A 21,644-nucleotide genomic window follows, 5' to 3' on the forward strand; every position below is an offset into this window, starting at 1 on the left:
CGTATCGCGTGTCTTAGACGATCGTTGTATCTGTAGCGTAACCTGCGATCGCTTTTCCTGCATCTCTCGACACCACCACGACACAAGGACGAGGTGGCGCATCCGCTTTTTTACTCGGAAAATTAGATCCAAGCGGCACTTGACGGATTTGGGTAAAATCTTTCCCATCCGGTGTTTTCATCGCAAATTGCCGAGCCTCAGATTTCATCCCCTGGCGAATCCCTTTAAATTCGCCAGGATGCTGAACTGCCAAAAAGAGAGATTGGCGATCGCGACTCATAAATGGTCCTGTAAGTTCTGCCTCCATCGGAGCCATCGCAAACAAATACGCCTCGCCAGCATTCTCGCCCGAAGTTGGAACAAACCACAGACTATTATTGCCAAACAATCCGCGCAAATTCGACTGGCTGATTGGAACTCCGTTTTTACCAACCCGTTTTGGCACTGCTTTATTGAGCTTGTCAGACGACATATCCGTCACAATCCAAACATGCCCATCAGGGTCAATCATTAAATTATCCGGATTCGAGAAGCCCGCACCACCTGCGGTTGGTTCACCTCCGAGGGCTAGCATTTTCCACTGAAATGTCATTGCAGCCGGATCATTACCTTCCTCAGTTAAGTGCATCACAAATCCATGCTCATAAGGCACTTCGCCATTCGACCCTTTGAAAATGCGCTGATCAGGACCACCATCGCGACTATCGGGTGAGCCAGAAGTAAACGCAATGTAGAGTGAACCATCGGGTGCAATTTCTGTATCTTCAGGGCGGGCTGTACAGGTTGCACCACAAGCATTCGCAGCATAGTGAGCATCAATCAAAATCGCACCTTGTTTTTCGGTGGGATTGCCTTCATAGAGATCGCCCAAGGTTTTGAATTTTTGTTTGTATTTCACAATCTCTGCTTGCTTGCGAAATGGCGCGAAGCCGCCTGCCGGACGATTGGGGAGATTGATCATTCCACCCACGATCGTACTTGGATCGTCAGGATTCACAGGGGTATCTGCTTTGAGCGCAATCCATTCTCCTGTGCCATTCTCATTGAACTTTGCAGCATAAAGCATTCCGTCAGCTAGTAACCGAGAATTTGCTTTATCTTTCGGATCAGTAACCTGCTCACGGCTGACAAATTTATAAATATGTCCACCTCGTCGATCGCAGCCTGAATAAAATGCTAGCGGCTTACCAGCTTCCGCTCTGACTCCAACTGCTTCATGTCGATAACGCCCTAACCAAGTGTGCTTTGTGCCGAAATCTTTGGGATTCGCAGGATCTACTTCAACAATCCAGCCGTACTTATTACCTGCTAGCCCAAAGACGTTTCCCTGCCCAGACACTTCTTCATCGTCGATTCTGAACGTCACGCGATCGGGCGGAAAAGAAGTGCCATCTGCATATACTGGATCAGGAACTTGGGTTTGAATATTCTCTTCTGCGCTGAGGACAGTTCCCCAAGGCGTTGTCCCTCCTGCACAGTTTGCAAACGTTCCAATTATACGATCGCCTAATTTGTCCAAATACCCTTTACCCGATTTCTTCTCAAAGACGGCTTTTGCGGCTCCTGTGCATTTGAGATAGCGTCCATCTTCTAGACCAGAAATTCCGGTAATTCGTCGATCGTTGGGCGAAAAAGTCCGTTCCCACTTGCCTTCTGCATTTTTGCGAATCGAAATCACACCCATTCCTTGATCAATCAAGGCTTCTTTGCAGATGGTTGCGATCTGAGTCTTGAGCGGATTCTTCTCAACCAAGGCAAACGCATTCAATCCGCGATCGCCGTTCTTTTTCAATTCTGTCTGAGCCGCTTCGACAGGCAGCTTTTTACCCAGGACTTTCGAGTAGCTCTGCAACCAAGGAATTGCACTAATATATTCAAAATTAATGGTGAGATAGCCTTCATTTGCAGCCGTTTCAACAAATGAAAGATAGTCATTGTTATACCCAAACCGTGAGTCTCCAATCTTATCGCCCCAGGCTCCAATCACATCATAGGTAAAGCCTTCAGGTAAGACCAGATCGTCTTGAATTTCGTACTGAGCCAATGCCGAAATGCTCTGATCTGAGGCAATTGCATCTGTCAAAAGCGGCATTGGACCTTGAACCGATTTGAAGCTGATAGTTGCCGAGCCAGAAGACTGAAAAGGGATTGAAAACTTCTGATGATTCTTTGCAAGACTCGCGATCGCAGCAGTTCCCGCCGCTGCACTCAGAAAAAGCAACAAATTCCGGCGTTTCATCAGGTAGAACTCCAATCATGACTCGCATCAGGAGGAATCTACCAGATTGAGGTTAAGGCAGAGTAAAACTCAGGTTGTCGATCGCACCGAAAATGTTCTCTGAATTAATAGGGGAATGGGGGATATAGCATTTCTCTAAAGAGTGCTATATCCCCCCTCCCATTCCTAACGGCGGGGCTTCGGAGTCAGAATATTAATCACCGCTCCTACTGCAGCTCCATTCGCAGTATTCCGCACTGCATGACGGCGATTTGTCACGGAGCCAACTGCTGCACCCGTTCCTGCACCCACAGCAGCATCTCTGAGAAAGTCAGGACGCTGACCTTTCTTCGTGGTTAAATCTCGCGATTGATTGACCGCTGCTCCGGCTGCAGCTCCGTTGATAATATTCGGAACGACCTTATGTCGCGTGATTGCGCTAGATGCCGCTCCAACTCCTGCCCCAATTCCAATGTCCCGCCAGATGTTTTGATCGGCGGCAGCAGGTTTGATCGGCAGCAGAGTTGCACTGACTAAACTCGCAGCAAGAACTCCAGGAGTAATCGCCCGCTTGAATGTCAAAGTCATCGCTAAACCTCCATATCTCAACAAATTTAGCAAGTCATTCGCTCGCTTAGTTTCTCAGTCTAGGCAGCAACTGGTGCAATCACCTATCTCTTTAGCTAGAGATCAATTACCTCTGCCTGAGTGCATAATTACGGCAGAATGCTCTGTTTAGGCTATGCCTTAATCCACACATCTCTCTAATTTCGTAATCAAGAGCGCGATCGCAGTTCTGATACTCCTCCCTGCCATTTGGCATAGAAGGTTCAATGTCATGAACGAACTGAAATCGAATCTGATCTGCTGTTCTGCTTACTGCTCGATTTGGTAGCCAAACAGATTCGGATCAACCTCACCCAATTCCAAATCGGCAAGCCCATATTCCGCCCAACGTCGATCGACCATTGCAGCGACATCCGGATCAGACTTCAGCGGGTCTGCCCAGGGTCGATCTGTTTCTGGGAAAATCTTCGTCGTCGCATCAATTCCCATCCGACTGCCCAAACCTGGTTTCTCCGTCGCAAAGTCCAATGAATCAAATGGATTCTCAGGCAAGATAAACACATCCCGCGCCGGATCGACTTTAGACGTAATCGCCCAGACTACGGCTCTCGGATCGCGAATGTTGATGTCCTTATCGACCACAATCACAAACTTAGTATAAGTAAACTGCGGCAACGCACTCCAAAATGCCAAGGCTGCACGTCTCGCTTGACCTGGATAAGCTTTATCGATCGATAAAACCGCCGCTTTATAGCTCAACGCTTCCATCGGCAAGAAGAAATCAATGATCTCTGGGACTTGCTGACGCAGAATCGGAGTATAGATACGGTTCAACGCGAGCGCCATCATGGCATCTTCCTTCGGTGGACGACCACTAAAGGTTGTCAAATAAATTGGATCTTTCCGATGCGTCACGCAGTTGAATCTGAGCAAGGGCGCTTTCTCATTCACCCCGCCGTAATACCCCATGTGATCACCCGCAGGCCCGTCTACACCGGTCTCTCCGGGTGTAATCGTTCCTTCAAACACAAATTCTGAATCTGCTGGCACTTCTAGATCAACGGTTTTGCATTTTGCTAAATGTACGCCCGTTCCCCCATAAATTCCGGCAAACAGCCATTCGGAAAGATCGATAGGTAAAGGAGTTGCCGCCGCCAGAATAATTAGAGGATCAACCCCGAGCGCGATCGCAACTTCTAATTTCTCACCGCGCTCTGCTGCTTTTCTTAAATGTCGAGTCGCGCCACGCACCGAAAGCCATTGCACCGTCATCGTATTCTGCGATTGCACCTGTAAGCGATAAACTCCAACATTCGGAATTTTCGTTTCAGGATCTTTCGTAATCATCAACCCCAGCGTGACAACTTTGCCTGCATCACCTGGATACACGCGCAAAAACGGCATTTGATTAAAATCAAACTCACCTTCTTTCAGCACAATCTGCTGACAAGGAGGGAAAAAGTCGCGTGCAGGTTTGGCTTGAACAACATCATATAGAACTTTCCCAAGCTCGATCGCCTGAGAAAATTTCTTCGGTGGGCGCGGCTGATACAACAGCGCTAACTTTTTCCCCAACGTTTCCAATTCAAGCGGCGACTCCATATTCATCGCCCAGCAAACCCGCTCGACAGTTCCCATCAAATTGACAGCAACCGGATAGTTTGACCCTTTCACATTCTCAAACAGCAATCCCGGTCCGCCGTGTTGCAACATCCGATTTGCAATCTCAGCGATTTCTAGATTCGGATCAACCAGCGTCTTAATTCGACGCAATTGTCCGCGCTCTTCGATCTGTTTGATAAATCCTCGCAAGTCTCTCGGCATAGTTTCGACATCGTGAAAAAGCTCCTTCTATTATGAAGGGTTATGAAGAACGGGGGAGAAATGAGACTGTACTCCCTCGTACCGCAATGCGTGAACGATCGCTGATTTCTTGACTACTGATTTCTCGATCTCCTCACCCTGATTCCTCGATTTCCTCGTACAAACTTCTAGCTGACTTCGGGGCACTTTATAGAAACGATAGAAGTCTTCTCCTGCCCCTTTTCACCCATGTCTACCCAAAGAGTTCCACTCGAAGTCCTCCAAAAAATTCGACAACATTTGAGATCTGCTTTGGTTGTACCCGAATCTGAGAATCATCCCAATCTCTACAACAACATGGATGAACCTCCAAAACCCGATTCCTTAGAGGAGTTAGGCAGCTTATTTCACTTCGGCAGTTCACTCGATGAAACGCTGCAAATGCCGAATAATCAAGGGCGATGGTTTATTAGCGCCACAAACCCTGGTGCCGTCCTCGTGACACTTCCAAGCATCAAACTCAAGCCCGATTTTCGTTTAGTGACTTATCTCTTTCGTCTAGGGGAAGACGGGACAGGCGTAACTTGGGCACTACCTGAGTCCTGTAGTACCACTTCTCATCTGGAAAAAGCATTACTCACAGCTAGCGGACGTGACAATCCCCCTCAACCTGAAGGCGCATTGACAGATCTCATGGAAGCGATCGACGGCGATCATTCCCCACGATCGTTTGTCATTGCCTCACTCTTACGCCGCGAACTGCGAGAACTGGGGAAAATGGGAAAGGTTGCAGATTGGGTTCATCATCGTTTGATCGATGCGCTCCCAGATTCTGCAAATTGGCAGTGGCGAACTGAACCCCCGAAAGATTTTTCACCCAAAGTCCGAGTTTCAGAAGGTCGAGCTGCGATCGAGTTTTTTACGTGTCGCGTCACTGCCCCGATCGTCATTTTCCAACACGTCGATCAATATGTCGTAGGACAATATCAGGCGAAACATCTCGATCGACCCCTCGCCATCAACCGGACTCCAGCCCTGAACGGCAAAAAACCGATTTAACCTGAAGTAGAAGAAATCACAACTTTGCTGCCAAAATCCTAAATTCGTCTTACCAACTCTGCAATCAGCCCTGCTAATTGAGCGGGTTCGATCGGTTTTGCAATGTGCATTTGAAACCCAGCATTGATCGCCCGTTGGCGTTCTTCTTCGCCAGCATAGGCAGTCAGCGCGATCGCTGGAATTTGTCCTCCGGCTTCTGGGCTAAACGATCGCACGTGTTGAATCAACCAGTAACCATCTTCCTCCGGCATTCCAATATCACAAATCAGCACACCATATCGGCTGGGATTTTCGCTGAGAGCCGCTAAAGCCGCTCTAGCAGAGTCTACCGTCTGCATTTCGGCTCCATAAGGTTCTAGCATAAATTTAAGGATTTCAAGCGTATCAGCTTGATCATCAACCGCTAAAATCTTTAACCCCTCTAACGAGCAGACAGGTTCACTCAAATGATGTGCGCTAACTTCTAAGACAGTCGGCTCTAAACTGCTCGACGGTGTAGACTCCTGGGGAACGTTTTGCATCGGTAGCACAATCGTGATCGTGGTTCCTTGCCCTTCACCTGAACTCTCTGCTTCAACTGTTCCACCATGCAGTTCTACCAAATGTTTGACGATAGCTAACCCTAGCCCCAGACCAGAACTGGCTTTTGTCATGCTGGAATCTGCTTGACGAAATCGCTCGAAAATGTGCGGTAAGAGGTCTGCCGAAATTCCTTGTCCGGTATCTTTCACCTGAATTTGAGCATGATTGCCGACCGAAGTGAGTGTGACTTCGACGCGTCCCGACTCAGGGGTGAATTTGATCGCATTTGAGAGCAGATTCCAGACAACTTGCCGTAAGCGATCGCCATCACCGATAATTCTCACAGAACTTAAGTCTGCAACAATTTGAATCGTTTTTGCCTCGGCTGATAGCTGAACCGTTTCGATCGCAGCTTGTACGATGAAGCGCAGATCGATCGATTTAGTGTTGAGCTTGAGCTTCCCGCTAACGATTCGAGAAGTATCTAAAATATCTTCAACAAGTTGAGATTGCGCTTTGGCACTGCGCTCAATCACTTCTAAGGCGCGGGTTACGGTTGCTTGATCGAGGCTGCGGGTCAGCAGCATTTGTGCCCAGCCCAGTAGGGCAGTGAGAGGGTTACGCAGTTCGTGCGAGAGGTTGGAAAGAAACTCATCTTTGGCGCGGTTGGCGGCTTCTGCGTCCTCACGAGCCGCTCGTTCTTGAGCGAGCAGCCGAGTGCGTTCAATTTCAAACTGCTGCCGCTCGGTAATGTCTTCGATCGCTAGCAAAATCATGAGCGTATCGGCTTCATTGAGCAGTCGGCAAGCATTGAGCAATAATGTTTTCTGTCCAACTGGCTCAAACTGCTGCTCAAGCTCAAAGTTCTGAATCTGGATGTCATTGACCAGCACATCTTCGAGCAGCGATCTCAGTTGAGGGAGATTCCATTGCCCGTGGCCTAGCTCAAGCAGAGAATGTTGCACGGTTTCAGCCGCAGAAGTCTGAAACAGTTCGTAGAAAGACCGATTCGCCGTATTTACCCGTAGATCAGCATCCAGCACTATTAATGGAATTTGCACAGTTTCAACGATCGATTCGGCATAATTGCGAGCCAGTTCCAGGGTGGTGGCATGACGTTTGAGCGAGTCAATATCCATGAACACTATCGTGACACCATCGATTTGGTTCTCCGTGGTGCGATAAGGACGAATTCGGACGGTATACCAGTAGCCCGATCGCGTTTGAAGCTCTTGTTCTTGTGTGTTGAGCGTTTCTAACACCTCCAGCGTCATCGACTCTAGATTCGCTGCGTCAAAGTCGGTGCGGAGGTCACTAAATGGTCGTCCAATATCTGTGGGAATGACATTAAAAAGTCTCTGGGCAGCGGGGGTGAAGCGGCGAATCCTCAATTCATTGGTCAGCATGACGACCGGCACACTGATGCTTTCCACAAAATTGTTCAGGTCACTATTGTCCCGGTTTTGCCGCAAGTTGCGGCTGCGAAGTTCATCGTTTGTGGTAGAGAGTTCTTCGTTGGTCGCTTGGATCTCCTCTTTTGCCGTTTGGAGTTCCTCATTGGTGCTGCGGAGTTCTTCGTTGCTCGACACAATCTCTTCGTTTGCTACCCGTAGGTTTTGGTTGAGATAGTTGTGTTCCTGAATCGCCGCTTGCAGATGAGCTTGCGCCGAAAGTTCGCGTTGCGTGGCGGCAGCAAGCGCCTGCCGGAGCTGTATGACTTCCCGCTCTAGATTTTCGATTCCGGTTTCTGAGTTGGGAGCGATCGCGCAACTCAATTGATCCGGTACAGGCAAAACCGCTTCAAAAATCAGCAGAAAATAAACTGGACTTGTGGCGATCGCAGGCTGAAACGGAATCACTTCCAGATTGAGCAGGTCAGAGCGATCGCCTTCATCAATCTGAACTTGCTCTTGTCGAACAGAAAGTCTTTGCGTTTGCGCTTGATACATTGCGGAGCGGAGCGGAATTGCCAATCCTTCTCTCGCCATTAGCAACAGATTTAAATCTGTTGTACCGGGCGGTAGCCTCAGGTAAGGGTCAGTGTCTCCTCGCACGTGCAGGATGTGCATCTGTTCATCCACCACAACTGACACGGGCGCATAGCGATTGGCGATCAGTTGGTCAACATCTCTAGCAAGGTCAAAGTTACTGGTGATCGATTCAACCAGTGACGGCTGCTCGGTACTCATGACAGAACGAGCATTCGAGGTAAATGAAAATAAAGGACGGGCCAGGCTAAACTTTTTGGCATAAATTTTGGTAGGTTCATGGACTGGGCGAAACAGGTCTGAAGCAGTTTTGACGCTCTCTGAAGTCCCCAGCATCAAGAAACCAGTTAGATTGAGGCTGTAGTGGAACAGAGCCATGATGTGTTCCTGCAACGGATCGGATAGATAAATCAGCACGTTGCGACAGCTAATCAGATCGAGGTTGGAAAACGGCGGGTCGCCGCCTAAATTATGTCGAGCAAAGACACACAGTTCGCGGATGGCGCTGCTAATTTGATAGCCCCCACTCGCTAAGGGGACAAAAAATCGGCTGCGGCGCTCTGGGGACACGGCTTCCATCTGAGCTTCTTCATAAAAGCCCGATCGGGCTTTGTTAATTGCCGCGTTGCTAATATCGGTGGCAAAGATTTGAATCGGCGGCACGGTGGCGCGATCGCTAAAATACTCCAACAAACACATCGCGATCGAATACACTTCTTCGCCCGTAGAACAGCCCGCTACCCAAATCCGAATCGGGGTGCTGTCTGACTTGTGTTCACTGATGGTCGGGAAAACCTGAGTTTTTAATTGTTCAAAGGCTTCGGGATCACGAAAAAACTCAGTGACGTGAATCAAAATTTCTTCATAGAGCGCCTGCACTTCACTCGGATGCGCTTGCAGATACTGAGCGTAGTCTTCCAGCGTTTCTAGCTTATGCAACAGCATCCGGCGGCGAATCCGGCGATCGAGGGTCGTTGGCTTATAAAGGGTAAAGTCAACGTCGGTCGCGGTTCGCAGGAGGGCAAAAATGATGCTGAGCGCATCCCCCGGCTTGAGTACTGCTTTCACTATCTGAAGCGGCTCTGGATGAACCAAAAAGGGGCTACAACTAAGCCTGACAAGTTCTTCAGCAATCTCTTCCGGCGGCAGAACAAGATCGACGTTGCCGGTGGCGATGGCGGTACTCGGCATACTGTCAAACTTTGCGGTTGATTCGCATTGAGCGAAGGTGATCCCACCCGCCACTTTAATGGCTTTCAGCCCTAACGCGCCATCTCCATCCGTGCCCGACAAAACAATGCCGATCGATCGATCTCCACGATCGGCGGCTAAAGACTCGAAAAAGACATCTGCTGGCATATATTTTCCAGCGATCTTTTGACGGGGAGCCAGCCGCAACAGCCCATTTACAACGGTCATCTGGGTGTTGGGCGGAATGACGTAGACTCGGTTTGGCTCAATGCTCATTCCGTCTTGCGCCTGACTTACAGGCATTTCCGTGACTCGACCCAGAATCTCAGAGAGCAAACTTTCGTAGTCAGGAGATAAATGTTGAATGAGTACAAACGCCATGCCCGTATCAGTGGGTAAATGTTCGAGCAGGCTGGTAAATGCTTCTAGCCCTCCAGCAGAGGCGGCAATGCCAGCGATCGCAAAAGATTCAACTGGAGCCGCGCTAGAAGCTGAAGTTGACGAGGTTGAATCATCATCAGAAGAGGGAACGTTAGAAGCCATTGAGGGTTACCTGGAAAGTACTGGGTAAGTAGACGGTCAGCCATCTCTTGATCTGCCACAATTTCAAACTGACTAATCTCAATCAGCAAGATTCGTAGTTGCCGAATTTCCAGTGATGTTGGCTTTGTTCAATCATTCTCCTGCCGATTGAACAAAGCCACCGTTACGCCTAGTTTGCAGAGTATTACTTTTGAGTGAGTCCGTAGAGATCCAAAACTAAAGCACTTACAGCAGCCAGATGAGATTCAGAGGTTTTCATGAAGGTTCATGAAGGTAAAAACATTCATATGCTCTATCAAAAACTTAACAGGTAAAACGCCAGATAGTAAATTAAGATTACAGCGTCTATCAAATAAGATTAGAGTGTTTCTGCACCTCTCTCCTTGGGATAGTTGATTCTGCTGCAAAGATTTTTAGCCGACAAACGCGTCAATCTCTCAACGTTCTTCTTGCGGTATTGAGGGATTAGAAATTCCATCGTCGGTTTCACAATCCGTTTCCTGCTGCTACGCCTTCGTTGGAGACTCAGGTTATTTAACCCCTTCACACTCTCTTCACAGATTTTTCTCGGAAGCGGTCTACAGTTGGATGAATAATTCAAATATAAGGCTAGATACCAGATTGAGTGGAAGGAATCGCTATGAGTTGGGTTTTAGTCGTGGACGATAGCGCGGTTGTGCGAGAACTCATTTCTACCGAATTGCGGCATCAAGGATTTGATGTTGCCGTTGCGAATGATGGTGTTGATGCCATATCCGTCATTCAAAAACATCCACCCGATCTGGTCATTACAGATGTCGTGATGCCGCGCATGAATGGCTATGAGCTTTGCCGTTGGATCAAAAGTGATCCACGCAGCCAGAACATTCCAGTCATGATCTGTTCGATTAAAGGTGAAGATTTCGATCGCTACTGGGGTATGAAACAAGGTGCAGATGCGTACATGATCAAACCCTGTCCACCTGCTGAGATGTTAAGTGCGATCGATTATTTACTGTCTCGCTCAGCCACGTCAAACTGATCCGCCTGCCGCAATTTGATTAACTTTTCTACCCCACTGCGGATCATTGCCTTGAGGGAAAATTACAGATCCTTTCAATATTCTTGAGAAATCGACTCCATCTGTTGATCAGCGTTACGTTTAGATAATCTCTCAAATCTTGCTGATGTTTGGAGCATTATGAATAACATGCACCGTTACCGAATGGTCTGTACGCTCTCGTTTGGCGACATCTACGGTCAGATTATTGTTTGGTTGATCGTCATTTTTCTCAGTTTGGCATCTGCAATGGCAATGATGGGCGCAAGTCGCCCTATCTACGCACTTGCAACGGTCGGTTTAATTCTCGTTTTATCGCTCCCCTTTCTCCTGTTTGCATTCGTCACGACGCTGTTAAATCACATCGAACTGAAAGAAGTTGACCCCGCAGCAGAACCGCGATCGTCGTCTACGCCAGTGGCAACTCAGCGACCTGCTCAAGCCTAGTTTAAGTAGAGAGTAGGGAGTAGGGTAAAAGCAAATGATGTGAGATCTCTACTGCTTTCCTCACCCCCTATCTCCCCACTCCCCACATTTCCGCCTCCATTTCACAACTTTGCGCTATCGTTGAATCTGCTAATCCCATTTAGCCTGTTGACTTCTGCAAAGAACTGTGAGGTAATCCCGTGACCGAAACGCGCAAAAATCGTTGGCTCCTGAACCTTGTCTTAATCGTGGCAACGGTCGGCTTATTGGGTGTGACGATGTTACCCCTGGTTACCTCTGCGATTAGCAGTAACTCACAAGCCAATAAGCCAAACCCTAGCCCTTCTCAAGCCGCCAATCCTCAAGATCAAAAAGCGGATATCGAAGCACAAGCGAGAGGCTACGAAGAAGTCCTCAAGCGTGAACCCGAAAACTCGACCGCTCTGCGCGGACTTTTAGAAGCGCGGCTCAAGCTCAACGATGTTAAAGGGGTGATTGACCCGCTCGAAAAACTCGTCAAACTCAATCCGAATCAGACTGAATATGCCGTTCTGCTCGCTCAGGCAAAACAGCAGTTGAACGATCCAGAAGGAGCCGCACAAGCTTACCGCAATATTTTGCAATCCAAACCCGGTGATCTGAATGCGCTCGCTGGAATTTCAGACTTATTAATCAAGCAAAAACGTCCTGAAGCCGCGATCGGGCTGTTACAAGACACCCTCAAACAAGCTCCAACCGCCAATAAAACTCAGCCGAATAGTGTAGATACCACTGCAGTTCAAGTCTTACTCGGCAAAGTTTTTGCGTCTCAAAAACGCTATGACGAAGCTTTAACCACGTTTGATGACGCGTCTAAAACCAATGCCAACGATTTTCAGCCAGTTCTCTACAAAGCCCTAGTGCTGAAGGAACAGGGTAAAAACGATGAGGCAAAACCGCTCTTTGATAAAGCGACCTCTCTCGCACCTGCTCAATTTAAAGATCAAATCACTCGGTTAAGTACAACTCAACCTTCAGCTTCAGAGTCGGGAACCACTAGCCCAACTACTAGCCCAACCAATTCTGCTCCCGCTACGCCAAATCCAGGAGCAGCTCCCACAAATCCTGCTCAAAGCAATTAGAGCGTCTATCTCATTCCTAAAAAAGCCAGAAATTGGAGAAAAAATTTTCCAACCTGGCTTTTTTGTTTGTCGATAAATTGTAATCTAGATTACGAAAACCCTTATCCTATCGGAATTCTAGCTAATTTTCTTGCTCAGCGATATGTCTGGATCTTCTAAGCGATCTGCCTGAGCTTATCTGAGAGAAACCACAAGTTTTTCTACTAAAAAGTTGGAAATTGATAACAAATCAAGGAGGTTTATCTCACTTTCGGTGGATATGCCGATGTAATTAGAATATTTAATCAATTCTTCTTTGTGCTCAATCATTAAAAAATCGTATATGAGCATGATTTTCTACTTTTTAAGCAGGATCTCGTTCATTCTCATCCAAAGTATCGATTAACTCATGCCTAAAGTTGTTCTTGTTCATCCCCAAATTCCGCCCAATACAGGTAATATCGCCCGCACTTGTGCCGCAACTCAAACTGAACTTCACCTCGTTGCCCCGCTAGGTTTTGAAATTAGCGATCGCTATCTCAAGCGTGCGGGTCTCGACTACTGGGGATACGTCAACCTCACGGTTCACGATTCGATCGATGACTTTCAAACCTACTCTCAAAACCAAGGTGGGCGCTGGATTGGCTTCAGTGCCAAAGCGGCCCAGAACTTCACCCAAATTCAGTATCGAGACGATGACTGGCTCCTGTTCGGTTGCGAAACGGCAGGACTACCTGACGACGTGATGCAAACTTGCCCAATTCTTGCCTATATTCCCATTACTCAACCTGCAGTGCGTGGCTTTAACCTCTCGGTCAGCGCTGCACTTGGGCTGTTTGAAGCGCGTCGTCAACTCGGGTACCTGAGTTAGTTGTTTTCCCACATATATATATAGATATGAGATAGATAGGAGCAGGAGCGATCGCGCAATTTCTTCCCAAGCGCGATCGCTCCTCCCACAACCTGCAACGTTCTCACTGTTAATTAGTTATTTAGATCACCGAATGCCGCTTTTTAGATAAGAAATCCATATCTGAAAATTCATTCTTCGCGTCCGTAATCTCGCGGATTTTCTATCAGCTTCATTCAACTGAATTGTGAGTAAATATCATATTCAAACCTCCAGCCACACTGGATTTCAGAAATCTAAACCATAGAGAAACCAAATAGACGCGCTCTGTCGCCTGCATGATTTCACGGTTGAGCGATGATATTCTTTACATTAACTTCTTGTCATCAAATACGGACGACAAATGGCTTGACTAAAATCTCGAATTTGTTCTAAAACATCTCAGTCGGGATGATTCACTCCGAGTTCACCAAATCAGCTAAACTTTCTGTCTCACTTGACCCTGATGAACACACTGGCTCCCCTAATTTTTGCCTCGTTGCCAAAGGATTTTTCTAAATTCTTTGCAGCCTTACAGCATCTGGGATTCAGCCAGTTTATTCAACTCAGACGAGTTGACAGCCAGTTGGAATATCTGCTATCGATTCTTTCGGACACGAAAAGATGCATCGAGCATTCCGGATTTTCCCAATTTGGGAGAAGCGGGTTCCCTGGTTTGAGTAATGGCTCCGGATTGGCTCCGAACGATTTGAAAAACCAAATCGAGTGACTGGCAAAAGGTTTCGCACTCGATGACAGTTAAATGCTGCACACTTTAGGAGGTCGTTTTTTTGAAACGAGCAGTTCCGCAAGACGCAAACTCAGTTCTGTTTAGCGCGATCGAACCCGAAAGCGCTGAAGAACAGCCCCGGCAGTTGCCCCAAGAGACATCCCGAACCGTTCGGACCTCTGCTGCCATGTTTGGACTCGCTTTCTCAGTCGGTGCTTACGGACTCGCTGCGCCCCAACAGGCACAAGCGGCTGTCCCCACTGATTCGACAGCGTCTGACCTGACACCTGGCACGCCTGCTTCGGTAGATGCGCCCACCGCCACTGCACCGACTGCAGTTGCTGCTTCCACGACGACCCATACTGTTCAAGAGGGTCAAACACTCTGGAAGATTGCCGAACTCTACGGCATCGACGCTGCAAAGCTAGCGAATCTAAATAGCTTGCAAGCCAATGCAGTCCTCTCGGTAGGACAAGTTTTACAGGTACCGATGGGCGATCGTATGGCAGCTACTATCAGTGGCGCTCCCATCAAGTCGTTACCGAATCTCAAATCTATTCCGGTGATTCCCGCGCAACCGCAAGTCCAGTCCACATCGGAACGTGTAGCATCGGTTGTCGCAAAACCTAAGCAAACGGCACTCGCTGAATTGAAGCAAAACCGTGATCGCTTGAAGCAAAGTTTGGCGGAGTTGAAGTCTGAGGAGCCAGCACAATCTCAAACCGTTGCGATCATGCCTCAGGCAGAATCACAGCAGCTTGTCACATATCGAGTGAATCCAGGTGAAACGCTTTCCTCGATCGCACAAGCGCATGGCATGACAGCTCGCGACCTAGCAGCACTGAATCGCCTGAATAACCCCAATTTGGTGCAGGCAAACCAATTCATTCAAGTTCCTCAAAAATCAGGTCAATCTCTGGTTGCTCAAGCTCTCCCTGAGCCAGCCCCGCAAGCTCCTGTTGCATCAGTACAGGCTCCTGCTGATATCCAGGTTCCGACCGTCCCCAGTTTGGCATCGACTCAAAATCCGAGTGTGCCATTAGCGATTGGCGGTGATGCACGCCAGTTTGCATTCCGCCCTGCTCGTAATCGCGCGCCTGAAGTTCAACAGGTGGATGTGCGCCGATCTGACGATCAGTACGTGAATACCTTGCTGGGCGAAATCTCGCGACTGAGAGAACGCTATCAATCTCGCTCTGTAAATCGTGAAGCGCCGAAGGCAGCCGAAGCAGTTTCTTCTCGTCGTAATCCTCAGTTCAACCCGAATCGTACGGTCTCTTCCCTTCGCACGACGAGCCGTAGTGCCAATAGTTCTGATGTAAACAACTCCGGTCAAACGCGTTTAGAGCGAATGTTAGCAGACGCACCGAAGCCACAGCGTCAAGTGGTTGCGACTGCGCCAGCTGGATCTGAGTCTTACGCGCCTATTCTGCGTTCTCCGGTTGGCAAGACGGTTTCGCCGAACTTGCCGCCTCTGGGGCGCTCCGATGCTTATATGCCAGGAGATCGCTTCAAGGGCTATATGTGGCCTGCGAAAGGGGTATTGTCTTCTCCTTATGGCTGGCGTTGGGGACGGATGCACAAAGGGATCGATATCGCAGCTCCGGTTGGGACTCCGATTGTTGCAGCCGCTTCCGGTAAAGTTGTGACGGCTGGCTGGAATGATGGCGGTTACGGGAAGCTTGTGGAAGTTGAGCATGCAGATGGTAGTGTGACGCTCTATGCTCACAACAACCGGATTCTGGTTCGTGTGGGTCAACAAGTCCGACAAGGGCAGCAAATTGCTGAGATGGGAAGTACAGGTTTCAGTACGGGTCCTCACTCACATTTTGAAGTTCATGTACCCGGTCGGGGGGCTGTAAACCCGATCGCGTTGTTGCCTCAGTCTCGAAGTTAGATTGATCTTCAAGGGGAGGGTCAACCTTCCCTTGAAGGCTTCTTCCAAAATAGGGCTTTATTTGTACTCACAGTTGTGATATTGTTGGAATGTTGTAAGGCTCAGTAGCTCAGTGGTTAGAGCAGGGGACTCATAAGCCCAAGGTCGCAAGTTCAAATCTCGCCTGAGCCATAAGGAAAAGCAAGCCCAGAAAGGCTTTTAGCAGTGGATCGAGAGGTTCACTGCTTCTTGTTGTTGGGTCATATTGGTCAGGGTTGGGCTGGTTTTGGGGGTAAATTGGGGGTAAAACTATCGTACAAATGTTTTCACATTGGAGGTGAGACTGATGTATGACAAATCTCTGCCCCGCAAGGCGTTTAAAGGTTCGTGTCAAGCTCAAGATTTCTCATGAACGGCTCCAACTTGTGTTTCGAGTAGCAGGCAAACGGTATTATCTCTCTACCGGATTGGCAGACACGCCCCTGAATCGGCAACTGGCAGAACGCAAAGCCTCACTTATCGAAGACGACATTTTCAAGGAGCGATTCGATCCAACGTTAGAGAAGTACAAGCCACAACCCTCGCTAGAAGCCGTTACCCCCAAAATTGCTCCCAAAGCGGAGTTGCCCAAAACTTCGTTGATTGAACTCTGGGAGAAATATACGGAATTCCAGCAGGCGCATTTGGAGCAAACGACAATCATTCGGGATTACGGCAAAATCGAGAAGCGGATTCAAAAATTCCCGAAACTGTTCTTGGAAGATGCGATCGATATCCAATCATGGCTTCTGAAAAATTACTCAGCAGAAATTTCAAAACGGACACTGAAACAACTCAGCGCTTGCTTGAATTGGGCAATTCGCAAACGGTTGGCAACAGAGAATCCGTTTAAGGAACTGGCTCAAGAAATCAAAACCCAGAAGAGAAGCAAGGTGTCTCGCAAACCGTTCACTCGGAACTGTGTTGCTGCAATTATTTCGGCGTTTGAGAACGACACGTACTGCTCTAAATTTTCGCCTCTGTCCCATTTCTACTACGCGCCCTACGTGAAGTTTCTGCTGCATACGGGGTGTAGACCGGAGGAAGCAATTGCGCTGAAGTGGAAACACGTTGAGCGAGATCGCATTCATTTTTGTGAAGCCTTCGCCACGGATGTGCGGACACGCAAAGGGACAAAAACGCATGTCGATCGCTATTTTCCGATCAACGAGGAACTGGGCAAAATTTTGGCTGCAATTCGACCGGAAGATTGTCCTTCAGAGCGTCTCGTTTTTTCAGGGCGCAATGGCAAAGAGTTGGATGCCGCTAATTTTCTGACTCGAATTTGGGTTCCGATCGTTCAGAAGTTGGTTGAAGCAGGCAAGGTGAAGCGGTATCTGCCACAGTATAACTGTCGTCATACGTTCATCACGCTTTGCTTGGAAGATGGCATTTCGCCTCAGCAGGTTGCAGAGTGGTGCGGCACATCGGTTGCGGTGATTGAGCGGCACTATTTGGGGACGATCCGACCCGTGAATGTGCCCTCGTTTGGATTAGCACCAGACCCAACGCTCGACGATGAGCATGATGAGTGAATTAACAGGGGTACATCTACTGACTGGAGTGATGAGTACTGTTCTAACGACGGGCGTGGCGAAACTTCGCGGATCGTGCCTCTACCAATGATGACGAGGATCAGACTTGGAACCATGAGGTGTAGCCCCAAGACCAAGAGGGCTGAACAAAGATTCAAGAAATTGAGCGGGGTTGCTCCAGTTAAGAGCGGCTGGAGGGATGCGTAGATAATATATCCGCTCAGGAGCAGAACTGGGAGAGCGATCGCGACCCAACTGGTCACAAGAATCCACCAGGGCGTTTTACCCCGGCTGAGTCCCCGATAGGCTCGTCCTTCTAGCCTGACTTCACCCATTGGATCAAATCCTGAAGGCAGTTGCTCTAGAGGAGGCTGTCCGGCTGAAGATGGGATTGAGATCGTGCGCTTACTGGATAAGTAAGGCTGGGTGTTGAATGCTGAGAAATCGAAGTTTGGGTCGGGAGGAGTGTTCTTGCTCATCGCAATACACCGTGAAGAGAGCGAATAAAGCTTCAACAGGTCAAGACTGCTTTCCTGAAAGTTGGTTCAACTCAATTAACGTCAGTTCGGGTTAAGCCGGAAGCAGGAGATTGTGGTCGATGGCAATGGACGGCTTCTTGGGTTGATGGCAATAAGCAATCAATCCGCCAAGAATATTGACAAAGCAATTGACCGGAGAGCGATGACGCGAATGCTCAATGTCTCCATAGCGGGTTTCAGTCCCGTTGCCGGGATTAGAGGGTTTGAGCGTCCCTTCCTGATTTTGAATCCAGCCTCAATGAAGACGGTTTCAGTCCCGTTGCCGGGATTAGAGGGTTTGAGCGCGCTTTGGTTCGGGAGGTCAACGCCAAAAAGAGCGGTTTCAGTCCCGTTGCCGGGATTAGAGGGTTTGAGCGCTACGCCTATAAAAATCCAAGGACAGGACTATGGGAAGGTTTCAGTCCCGTTGCCGGGATTAGAGGGTTTGAGCGTCACCGGGCTTTGGATTGATTGCTGGAGCGCTCGCGTGTTTCAGTCCCGTTGCCGGGATTAGAGGGTTTGAGCGGTATCCAACTAATGTTGACAATTAAATTAGCACGCGTTTCAGTCCCGTTGCCGGGATTAGAGGGTTTGAGCGCGCGGCGTTCAAGCTCAGCGGCTTGAGCTTGAATGTTTCAGTCCCGTTGCCGGGATTAGAGGGTTTGAGCGCAGAGACAGAGCAGTCGCTGGCTCGGTTTTGTACAAAATGTTTCAGTCCCGTTGCCGGGATTAGAGGGTTTGAGCGCTGTCCGTGGCGAAAAGATGCCGATACATCTAAAAGTTTCAGTCCCGTTGCCGGGATTAGAGGGTTTGAGCGTTAATTTCATCGAGATAGTTCAATTGCCCTGGCTTGTTTCAGTCCCGTTGCCGGGATTAGAGGTTTTGATCGGCGCCTGTGTCGCTCGTGTAAGCGTAATAGCGCCGAGGTTTCAGTCCCGTTGCCGGGATTAGAGGTTTTGATCGAAAGGCTCACAGATATAGGAGTTCTGCCAATGCCTGGTTTCAGTCCCGTTGCCGGGATTAGAGGTTTTGATCGTTCGTATAACTGCAAGCAAGCGATCGCTTCTTTCGGGTTTCAGTCCCGTTGCCGGGATTAGAGGTTTTGATCGCTTGCGTTCAACCTTAGTCAATGGGCGCACCGCAGTTTCAGTCCCGTTGCCGGGATTAGAGGTTTTGATCGTCGGGCTACTACTCCGAATCCGAGGCGCGCACTGATGTTTCAGTCCCGTTGCCGGGATTAGAGGTTTTGATCGGATCAACGTCCGAAGCAGGAGAAACGACGCTCACGATGTTTCAGTCCCGTTGCCGGGATTAGAGGTTTTGATCGTCCCACCCCCGCGCCCGTCGCCCCGCCCATTCAGTGTTTCAGTCCCGTTGCCGGGATTAGAGGTTTTGATCGCCCTAAAAGTCTCGCACAATAGTCTGAGCAATTGTGTTTCAGTCCCGTTGCCGGGATTAGAGGTTTTGATCGTCTGCTGATTTTTCAGGATCGATTTCAGCAAAATCTGTTTCAGTCCCGTTGCCGGGATTAGAGGTTTTGATCGGCCGATCGTTAGTCTTCCGCCCGGTGATTTGTCATAACCGGTTTCAGTCCCGTTGCCGGGATTAGAGGTTTTGATCGCGATGGATTTTTTGCAAAAGATGGTAGGTCAAACGTTTCAGTCCCGTTGCCGGGATTAGAGGTTTTGATCGTGCTCATGCTTGTGAGCAGGGATGCAATGCGGACTAGTTTCAGTCCCGTTGCCGGGATTAGAGGTTTTGATCGTCATGAGACTCATGAGACAAACAACCCCCCTTGAGTTTCAGTCCCGTTGCCGGGATTAGAGGTTTTGATCGGAAAGACTCCGTGCGACGGATCGGGGTCAAATTTATCGATCGGTTTCAGTCCCGTTGCCGGGATTAGAGGTTTTGATCGCGATGAACGTCTCGACTAAGGCCCCACCTAAAGCGCGCGTTTCAGTCCCGTTGCCGGGATTAGAGGTTTTGATCGCAATCCAATCAGATCTTCCGAAAGTTTATTGTGGCAGGTTTCAGTCCCGTTGCCGGGATTAGAGGTTTTGATCGACGACCCCTCCCAGAAAGGGAGCCAGAATAAGAAGAGATGGTTTCAGTCCCGTTGCCGGGATTAGAGGTTTTGATCGAAACAATGGTGAGTGCATCTCCTGCAAGGGACATGGTTTCAGTCCCGTTGCCGGGATTAGAGGTTTTGATCGCCGCCGTTACGGTAGTAGCAGTACCGCCCACAGTAAGTTTCAGTCCCGTTGCCGGGATTAGAGGTTTTGATCGCGGAACTAATAAAGTCAAGATCGGAACAGCGTTGCGTTTCAGTCCCGTTGCCGGGATTAGAGGTTTTGATCGTAAAACTTAGAGGTGGCTCCCAAGTTCATCCCGTTTTGTTTCAGTCCCGTTGCCGGGATTAGAGGTTTTGATCGTCAGTTAATTGAGAGCTATGTAAATCCCCCAGTTACGTTTCAGTCCCGTTGCCGGGATTAGAGGTTTTGATCGGCTGAGGGGACTTGAGACAGGTAAGAAAGCTCAAGTTTCAGTCCCGTTGCCGGGATTAGAGGTTTTGATCGCGCCCGAATCCAAGACAGCCTAACCCGCGCCCATGGCAGGGTTTCAGTCCCGTTGCCGGGATTAGAGGTTTTGATCGTCTGCCCATTTTGTACATACTCCGCCAATTGCACATGTTTCAGTCCCGTTGCCGGGATTAGAGGTTTTGATCGAACGGATTCGCGGTAAAATCAGGCCAAAGAATTTTATGTTTCAGTCCCGTTGCCGGGATTAGAGGTTTTGATCGGATGAGGTCAGCTACGAAGCGAGTGAGGGAAGTGAGTTTCAGTCCCGTTGCCGGGATTAGAGGTTTTGATCGGTAGAACCCATCTTGCGTCCCATCTGTCCCGGTTTCGTTTCAGTCCCGTTGCCGGGATTAGAGGTTTTGATCGGTAGCGGATTCATGGACTTCCTGAAAATGATTGGCGTTTCAGTCCCGTTGCCGGGATTAGAGGTTTTGATCGCAGTCTGCCCGTTGGCTTTACTTTTCCGCTCATCGAGTTTCAGTCCCGTTGCCGGGATTAGAGGTTTTGATCGTATCAACTCAGCCTTTCGCGATCGCTGGCAGTATGTTTCAGTCCCGTTGCCGGGATTAGAGGTTTTGATCGGCCATACTTGAACACAGCCGCACGCTCGTAGCCTAGTTTCAGTCCCGTTGCCGGGATTAGAGGTTTTGATCGGCACTGGGTACGCAATGAGCACAGGCAAGATGTGCAGGGTTTCAGTCCCGTTGCCGGGATTAGAGGTTTTGATCGAATAACTACGAGATTTCGAGTAGGACTAACATTATTGTTTCAGTCCCGTTGCCGGGATTAGAGGTTTTGATCGCATTGAATAGCAGTAGCGTTGACATAATTAATGCGAGTTTCAGTCCCGTTGCCGGGATTAGAGGTTTTGATCGCGCAGCCGACTAGGAACGGGGGGAGATCCTTGAGTGGGTTTCAGTCCCGTTGCCGGGATTAGAGGTTTTGATCGTCAGGTTGAGTGTCAGTAGTCGATTTCCTCTGTTCAAGTTTCAGTCCCGTTGCCGGGATTAGAGGTTTTGATC

The 21,644-nt window shown here is 49.0% G+C and carries 12 protein-coding genes, 1 tRNA gene, 1 pseudogene and 1 CRISPR repeat array (1 of these 15 only partly in view); of the genes and pseudogenes, 8 read left to right on the forward strand and 6 right to left on the reverse strand.

The window, feature by feature from the left end; all coding sequences use genetic code 11:
- Positions 1–13: 13 nt before the first annotated feature.
- The 3 genes from OU814_RS30070 to OU814_RS30080 form a co-directional block, all read right to left on the reverse strand.
- Positions 14–2,239, reverse strand: a complete 2,226-nt coding sequence (locus OU814_RS30070; RefSeq protein WP_268243135.1) for a PhoX family protein — start codon at positions 2,237–2,239, stop codon at positions 14–16.
- A gap of 165 nt (positions 2,240–2,404) precedes the next feature.
- Positions 2,405–2,806, reverse strand: coding sequence for a YMGG-like glycine zipper-containing protein (locus tag OU814_RS30075; RefSeq protein ID WP_017288637.1), 402 nt, complete (start codon positions 2,804–2,806; stop codon positions 2,405–2,407).
- Positions 2,807–3,094: 288 nt separating this feature from the next.
- A complete protein-coding gene (locus tag OU814_RS30080; protein ID WP_268243136.1) occupies positions 3,095–4,609 on the reverse strand; it encodes a UbiD family decarboxylase in 1,515 nt (504 codons plus the stop codon).
- Between the two features lie 228 nt (positions 4,610–4,837).
- Here OU814_RS30080 and OU814_RS30085 point away from each other — a divergent pair, with 228 nt between their 5' ends.
- On the forward strand, positions 4,838–5,647 hold the full coding sequence (locus tag OU814_RS30085; protein WP_268243137.1) for a hypothetical protein: 810 nt from the start codon (positions 4,838–4,840) through the stop codon (positions 5,645–5,647).
- 38 nt (positions 5,648–5,685) lie between these two features.
- Here OU814_RS30085 and OU814_RS30090 read toward each other — a convergent pair whose 3' ends face one another.
- The gene (locus OU814_RS30090) at positions 5,686–9,891 is read right to left on the reverse strand and encodes a CheR family methyltransferase (RefSeq protein ID WP_268243138.1); all 4,206 of its coding nucleotides are present in this window, start codon (positions 9,889–9,891) and stop codon (positions 5,686–5,688) included.
- Between the two features lie 640 nt (positions 9,892–10,531).
- On the opposite strand from OU814_RS30090, the gene OU814_RS30095 reads away from it, so the two are divergent.
- The 7 genes from OU814_RS30095 (at position 10,532) to OU814_RS30125 (ending at position 17,525) form a co-directional block, all read left to right on the forward strand.
- A complete protein-coding gene (locus tag OU814_RS30095) occupies positions 10,532–10,912 on the forward strand; it encodes a response regulator (RefSeq protein ID WP_017288634.1) in 381 nt (126 codons plus the stop codon).
- Positions 10,913–11,071: 159 nt separating this feature from the next.
- Positions 11,072–11,377, forward strand: a complete 306-nt coding sequence (locus OU814_RS30100) for a hypothetical protein (RefSeq protein ID WP_026148689.1) — start codon at positions 11,072–11,074, stop codon at positions 11,375–11,377.
- Between the two features lie 179 nt (positions 11,378–11,556).
- Positions 11,557–12,477, forward strand: a complete 921-nt coding sequence (locus tag OU814_RS30105; protein WP_268243139.1) for a tetratricopeptide repeat protein — start codon at positions 11,557–11,559, stop codon at positions 12,475–12,477.
- A 388-nt stretch (positions 12,478–12,865) separates the two neighbouring features.
- Positions 12,866–13,327 (forward strand): tRNA (cytidine(34)-2'-O)-methyltransferase, encoded by a 462-nt coding sequence (locus OU814_RS30110; RefSeq protein ID WP_268243140.1) that lies wholly within the window; start codon positions 12,866–12,868, stop codon positions 13,325–13,327.
- Positions 13,328–14,136: 809 nt separating this feature from the next.
- Entirely contained in the window at positions 14,137–15,972 is a 1,836-nt protein-coding gene (locus OU814_RS30115) for a peptidoglycan DD-metalloendopeptidase family protein (RefSeq protein WP_017288629.1), read from the forward strand.
- Between the two features lie 98 nt (positions 15,973–16,070).
- Positions 16,071–16,143: transfer RNA gene (locus OU814_RS30120), tRNA-Met, on the forward strand.
- Positions 16,144–16,301: 158 nt separating this feature from the next.
- On the forward strand, positions 16,302–17,525 hold the full coding sequence (locus OU814_RS30125; RefSeq protein ID WP_268243141.1) for an Arm DNA-binding domain-containing protein: 1,224 nt from the start codon (positions 16,302–16,304) through the stop codon (positions 17,523–17,525).
- Here OU814_RS30125 and OU814_RS30130 read toward each other — a convergent pair.
- Positions 17,441–18,004 carry a hypothetical protein gene (locus OU814_RS30130; RefSeq protein WP_268243142.1) on the reverse strand — a complete coding sequence of 188 codons (564 nt, stop codon included), beginning with the start codon at positions 18,002–18,004 and terminating at the stop codon, positions 17,441–17,443. The two genes, OU814_RS30125 and OU814_RS30130, sit on opposite strands and share 85 nt — an antisense overlap.
- 91 nt (positions 18,005–18,095) lie before the next feature.
- Positions 18,096–18,224, reverse strand: a pseudogene (locus tag OU814_RS30135) (IS982 family transposase); the annotation flags it as partial.
- Positions 18,225–18,237: 13 nt separating this feature from the next.
- Positions 18,238–21,644: direct repeats of the CRISPR family, unit length 37 nt; unit sequence GTTTCAGTCCCGTTGCCGGGATTAGAGGTTTTGATCG; it runs 74 nt beyond the window's last position.

The organism is Leptolyngbya sp. GGD, from assembly GCF_026735145.1.
Taxonomy (GTDB): domain Bacteria; phylum Cyanobacteriota; class Cyanobacteriia; order Leptolyngbyales; family Leptolyngbyaceae; genus Leptolyngbya; species Leptolyngbya boryana.